Below are 5,423 nucleotides of genomic sequence, written 5' to 3'. Positions count from 1 at the left end.
CGCGGAGCTCCGCGGCCGCACGCCGCCCCGACGCCAGCACGAGCACCTCGTCCGGCGACGGGGTGCCCGGGGCGGGCAGCAGGGCGTCGTCGTCGGCCCCCAGCAGCGCCGCGACGGCCTCGACCGCGAGCAGCGTCTTGCCCGAGCCCGCCGCGCCGGTGACGAGCAGCGCCCGGTCCGACCCGGTGCGCAGCCGGTGCACGACCGCCGCCTGGTCCGCGCCGAGCCGCACCGGCGGCGGCACGTCCGCGAGCACCGGCCGCACCAGCCGCAGGGCCAGGCCGTCCCGCCCTCCGGCACCGCCGCGCGCGGGCGCCGCGGGGTCCGCGACGGGCGCTGCGGTGGTCGGGTTCACGGCACCGATCCCATCACACGCCACCCACATCCCGGACCCGTCCGGACGCTGTCCGGGCGCCGCACGGGCGGCGTCTATCATCGCCCGATGGACCAGCCCCCGACCGGTCAGGGACGCCCGGCGCGCATGCCCCGCGCGCTGCGCCGCGCCCAGGTCCTCGGCATCGCGCAGGAGCTGTTCACCTCCCAGGGCTTCCACCACGTGTCCATGGACGACATCGCGGACCGCGCCGAGGTCAGCAAGCCCGTCCTGTACCGGCACTTCCCGTCCAAGCTCGACCTGTACCTGACGGTCGTGGACGCCCGCGGCGACGAGCTGCTGTCCGCCGTGGACGCCGCCGTCGCGATGCACCCGCCGGGCGAGGTCCGCCCGCACGACGCCCGCGCGATCATCACCGGGGTCGTGCGCGCCTACCTGGACTTCGTGGACGGGGCGGGCGAGTCGTCGGCGCTGCTGTTCGAGTCCGACGTGCGGCACGACCTGGAGGTGCGCGCCCGCGTCGAGCGCGCCACCGAGGCGGTCACCCGGCGCCTCGGGGCGGTGCTGCACGACGTCGCCGGGGTGCCCGCCGACGTCGCGGCCCTGCTCGCCCCGTCGCTCGCCGCCATGGCGCAGTCCGCCGCGACCCGGCGCCTGCGCGCCGAGGACGGCACCCCCACCGGCACCGCCCGCGAGACGGCCGCGCTGGTGGCCCGGCTCGCGTGGGGCGGCGTCGCCGACTTCGTCCCCGCGACCGAGGACGAGGACGACACGCTGTCGGCCCAGGGCGAACGCGGCCCCGCCGACGCCGCCGGGGCGCCGACCCCGGCCTAGGATGGCCGGGCACGACGCCGGACGACGAGCGAGGAGACGACGAAGCGTGGACATCACGATCGGTGTGCAGAACCTGCCGCGCGAGCTGGTGATCGAGTCGGACCAGAGCGCCGACGAGGTCACCGCCGCCGTCACCGCGGCCCTGACCGGCAAGCCGGTCCTCGAGCTCGTGGACACCCGCGGCCGGCGCGTCATCGTGCCGTCGGCGACCATCGGGTACGTCGAGATCGGCAGCGAGTCGAAGGGCCGGGTGGGCTTCGGCGCCATCTGAGGCCGCCAGCCCGGGACCGCGAGGTCCCCAGGTCGACCGAGACCCCCGCACCGTCCGGTGCGGGGGTCTCGTCGTGCTGCGGGCGGGCTGTGCCGCTCAGACCGCTCTCGCTGCTCAGGCCGTGAGGCCCAGGCGGGACATCCGGCGGGTGTGCTCCGCGGTGAGCTCGCCGAAGATCTTGCCGGTGTCGCCGTCCTCGGCGGAGGTCGGCGTGTCCACGGGCGCGGGGACGTCGGCGGGAGCGGCGGCGTGCTCGCGCCGGACGGCGAGCCGGCCGAGGCCGGGGTGCGCGGCGATGGCCTGCTGCACGACGCCGAGCGCCTCGCCGACCAGGCGCCGACCCCACAGCGCGAGCCGGGACACCAGCACCTCGTCCTGGGCGCCGGCGGCCTCGAGCTCGCCGACCGCGAGGTCCGCGTGCGCGGCGTCGTCCAGCACCTCGAGCAGCAGCTCGCGCGAGCGCTCGTCCACGCTCGCCGCCGCGATGCGGCAGAAGTCGTCGGACACGCCCTCGGCGACGTAGGTGCGCAGCAGCCGCTCCCACCAGGTGCTCGGCTGCGTGCGGGAGTCGAAGTCCTCCAGCAGGCGCGCGTACGCGCCCAGGCACTCCTCGGCGTCGCCGCCGAGCTCGACGACGCGGGCGAGCACCCGGTCGCGGCGGTCCACCGCGGCGGCGGCCAGGCGGCTGAGCTCGAGCTGCTGACCCGTGGTCGGGGCGACGCGGGCGTCCTCGGCGAGCCGGTTGAACGCGACGTGCTGCAGGTGGGCGACGAGCCCGAGCAGCTCGACGGTGTCGGCCGCGACCGACGACGCCGGGGCGTCGGGGTGCGGCTGGGTGTCCTGAGCGGATCCGGTCATCCGACCAGGGTAGCCCCGCGCCGTATGATGGCGGCGCTGAGGGTGTCGGGACGCGACCTGGAGGCGGGGAGGCGCGTCGCCCGTTCCGCGTACCCGGAAGGACGCACCCGTGTCTGCCCTCACCGCCTACGCCCGCCTGTTCCGGCTGGCCGGCCCCGCCTACGTCGTCGTCGCGTTCCTGGGCCGCCTGCCCATGGCGATGGCCCAGCTCGGCACCCTGCTCCTCGTCTCCGTCACCACCGGTCGCTACGCGCTCGGCGGCCTCGCCGCGGGCGCGCTCGCCGTCGCCAACGCGGTCGGCGCGCCCGTCGCCGGGTCGCTCGCCGACCGGTTCGGCCAGCGCCCCGTCGTCCTCGTGCAGTCGCTCGCCGGGGCCGTGTCGCTGACCGCGCTCACCCTGCTCGCCGAGGGCCGGGCCGCGCCCGCGCTGGTCGTCACCGCCGCCGCCGTCACCGGGCTCGCCCTGCCGCAGGTCGGCCCGCTCGCCCGCGTGCGGTGGCGCCCGATCACCGCCGGGACCGGACCCGACCAGCGCCGGCTCGTCGACGCCGCGTTCTCGTACGAGGGCGCCGTCGACGAGGCGTCGTTCGCGCTCGGCCCCGCGCTCGTCGGCGTCGTCGCGGTCGCCCTGTCCCCCGCCGGCGCCCTGCTGTCCGGTGCCGCGCTGCTCGCCGTGTTCGGCACCGCGTTCGCCCTGCACCCCACCGCGCGCCGCACCGGCACCGGCCCGCACGCCCGGCCGACCGGGCGCCTCGTGACCGGCGCGTTCGTGGTGCTCCTGCTCGCGCAGACCGCCGTGGGCACGCTGTTCGGCTCCATCCAGACCGGCACCACCGCTCTCGCGACCCTCACCGGCCAGGCGGGGCTCGCCGGGCTGATCCACGCGGTGCTCGGCGTCGGCAGCGCCGTCGCGGGCATCGGCACGGCGTTCCTCCCCGCACGGTTCCGGCAGGAGCGCCGCGTCCTCGCCGCGGCCGCCGCGATGGTCGCGCTGTCCTGGCCGCTGCTGCTCGTCGGCACGCTGCCCGCCCTCACCGCGACCGTGGCCGTGCTCGGCTTCGCCATCGCGCCGTACATGATCGGCGTCTTCACCCTCGGCGAGCGGGTCGTGCCCCCCGGCCGCACCGGCGCCGCGATGACCGCCCTGGCCTCGGCCACCGGCATCGGCTACGCCCTGGGCTCCTCGCTCGCCGGGCGGCTCGCGGACGCCTCCGGCCACACCGCGGCGTTCGGCGTCACCGTCGGCGCGACGGTGGTCGCGCTGCTGCTCGCGGTCACCCAGCAGCGCCGCCTCGCCGCCGCGGTGCGGGCCGTGCAGCCGGTCGCCGAGGGCGCGCCCGCGTCGACCGCACCGGCCGCGCCGGTCCTCGCGCCCTGACCCCGCGCGCAGGCTCCCGGGGTTTCCGGGGGCCTGCGCGTAGCATGATCGTGTACATCGGTTGCCCGGTCGTCTCGACCTCGGTGCTCCGAGCGCGGCGCGACGCCCCGAGGGCGGGCCGACCCGCTCGACTGACCTGCACGATCGGCTGCCGGACCACCTGTGGCGATGCCCGTCGGTCCCTCGCGGCGCGACGCGCGGCACGCCACCTTCACGAGTGAAGAGCAGTCCGTGACCTCGACCGACCCCACGACCGCCGACGCCGGCCTCGCCCCCGAGGACGTCGCGGTGGAGACCATCGACACCCCGACCGCCGCCTCCGTGCAGGCCGCGGACGTGACCTTCGCGGACTTCGACGTCCGCCCCGAGATCGTCCAGGCCCTGGCCGACGCCGGGATCACCACCCCGTTCCCCATCCAGGCGATGACCCTGCCGGTCGCGCTGTCCGGCCACGACATCATCGGCCAGGCCAAGACCGGTACCGGCAAGACCCTCGGCTTCGGCGTCCCGCTGCTGCACCGCGTCGTCGCGCCCGGCGAGGAGGGCTTCGACGCCCTGCCCGCGCCCGGCAAGCCGCAGGCCATCGTCATCGTCCCGACCCGCGAGCTCGCGGTGCAGGTCGCGGGCGACCTGGAGACCGCGTCGAAGCGCCGCTCCGTGCGCGTCGCGCTGCTGTACGGCGGCCGCGCGTACGAGCCGCAGATCGAGATGCTGCAGCGCGGCGTCGAGGTCGTCGTCGGCACCCCCGGCCGCATGATCGACCTGATGAACCAGGGCCACCTCGACCTGTCGCGCATCCGCTGCGTCGTGCTGGACGAGGCCGACGAGATGCTGGACCTCGGATTCCTGCCCGACGTCGAGAAGCTGCTCGCCCGCACCCCCGCGTCGCGGCACACCATGCTGTTCTCCGCGACGATGCCCGGCGCCGTCGTCGCGATGGCCCGCCGCTACATGACGCAGCCCACGCACATCCGCGCGAACCAGGCGGACGACGAGGGCCACACCGTCAAGAACATCAAGCAGGTCGTCTACCGCGCGCACGCGCTCGACAAGGTCGAGGTGCTGGCCCGCCTGCTGCAGGCCGAGGGCCGCGGCCTGACCATCGTGTTCGCCCGCACCAAGCGCACCGCCGCGAAGGTCGCCGACGAGCTCGTCGACCGCGGGTTCGCCGCCGGCGCGCTGCACGGCGACCTCGGCCAGGGCGCCCGCGAGCAGGCGCTGCGCGCGTTCCGCAACGGCAAGGTCGACGTCCTCGTCGCCACCGACGTCGCCGCGCGCGGCATCGACGTCGACGACGTGACGCACGTCGTCAACTACCAGTGCCCCGAGGACGAGAAGACCTACCTGCACCGCACCGGCCGCACGGGCCGCGCGGGGCACAAGGGCACCGCCGTCACGTTCGTCGACTGGGACGACGTGCCGCGCTGGTCGCTGATCGACAAGGCCCTCGAGCTCGGGTTCCCCGAGCCGCAGGAGACCTACTCCTCGTCGCCGCACCTGTTCACCGACCTCGGCATCCCCGCGGGCACCACCGGCCGCCTGCCCCGCGCCAAGCGCACCCGCGAGGGCCTGGACGCCGAGGTGCTCGAGGACCTGGGCGAGACCGGCAAGCGCCACTCCTCCGGCCGCGAGGGCGGCTCCCGCGACGGCGGTCGCGGTGGTCGCGACGGCGGCTCGCGCGGCGGCCGCGACGGCGGGCGTGGCGAGCGTCGCGAGGGCGGCTCCCGCGAGGGCGGTCGCACCCGCTC

6 protein-coding genes are annotated in these 5,423 nt (G+C 76.5%); 4 read left to right on the top strand and 2 right to left on the bottom strand.

Going from position 1 to position 5,423, the window contains the following annotated elements:
* The coding region (locus EBM89_RS19300; RefSeq protein WP_233571864.1) for an AAA family ATPase at window positions 1-355 on the bottom strand (355 nt) is incomplete at its 3' end.
* 87 nt (window positions 356-442) lie between these two features.
* Here EBM89_RS19300 and EBM89_RS19295 point away from each other — a divergent pair.
* Together EBM89_RS19295 and EBM89_RS19290 are read left to right on the top strand one after the other, a co-directional pair.
* Window positions 443-1,168, top strand: a complete 726-nt coding sequence (locus tag EBM89_RS19295; protein WP_122151225.1) for a TetR/AcrR family transcriptional regulator — start codon at window positions 443-445, stop codon at window positions 1,166-1,168.
* A 46-nt stretch (window positions 1,169-1,214) separates the two neighbouring features.
* Window positions 1,215-1,439 carry a DUF3107 domain-containing protein gene (locus EBM89_RS19290; protein WP_122151224.1) on the top strand — a complete coding sequence of 75 codons (225 nt, stop codon included), beginning with the start codon at window positions 1,215-1,217 and terminating at the stop codon, window positions 1,437-1,439.
* A gap of 114 nt (window positions 1,440-1,553) precedes the next feature.
* Here EBM89_RS19290 and EBM89_RS19285 read toward each other — a convergent pair whose 3' ends face one another.
* On the bottom strand, window positions 1,554-2,297 hold the full coding sequence (locus tag EBM89_RS19285) for a ferritin-like fold-containing protein (protein ID WP_122151223.1): 744 nt from the start codon (window positions 2,295-2,297) through the stop codon (window positions 1,554-1,556).
* A gap of 109 nt (window positions 2,298-2,406) precedes the next feature.
* Between EBM89_RS19285 and EBM89_RS19280 the strand changes: the two genes are divergently transcribed.
* Both EBM89_RS19280 and EBM89_RS19275 read left to right on the top strand, forming a co-directional pair.
* Complete coding sequence (locus EBM89_RS19280) at window positions 2,407-3,675, top strand: MFS transporter (protein ID WP_122151222.1); 1,269 nt, start codon at window positions 2,407-2,409, stop codon at window positions 3,673-3,675.
* Window positions 3,676-3,906: 231 nt separating this feature from the next.
* Window positions 3,907-5,423 (top strand): DEAD/DEAH box helicase (locus EBM89_RS19275; protein WP_439647210.1); only part of this gene is annotated, 1,517 nt, incomplete at its 3' end.

This window comes from Cellulomonas triticagri (assembly GCF_003696205.1).
Classification (GTDB): domain Bacteria; phylum Actinomycetota; class Actinomycetes; order Actinomycetales; family Cellulomonadaceae; genus Cellulomonas; species Cellulomonas triticagri.
This window is presented reverse-complemented; position numbering and strand designations above follow the sequence as displayed.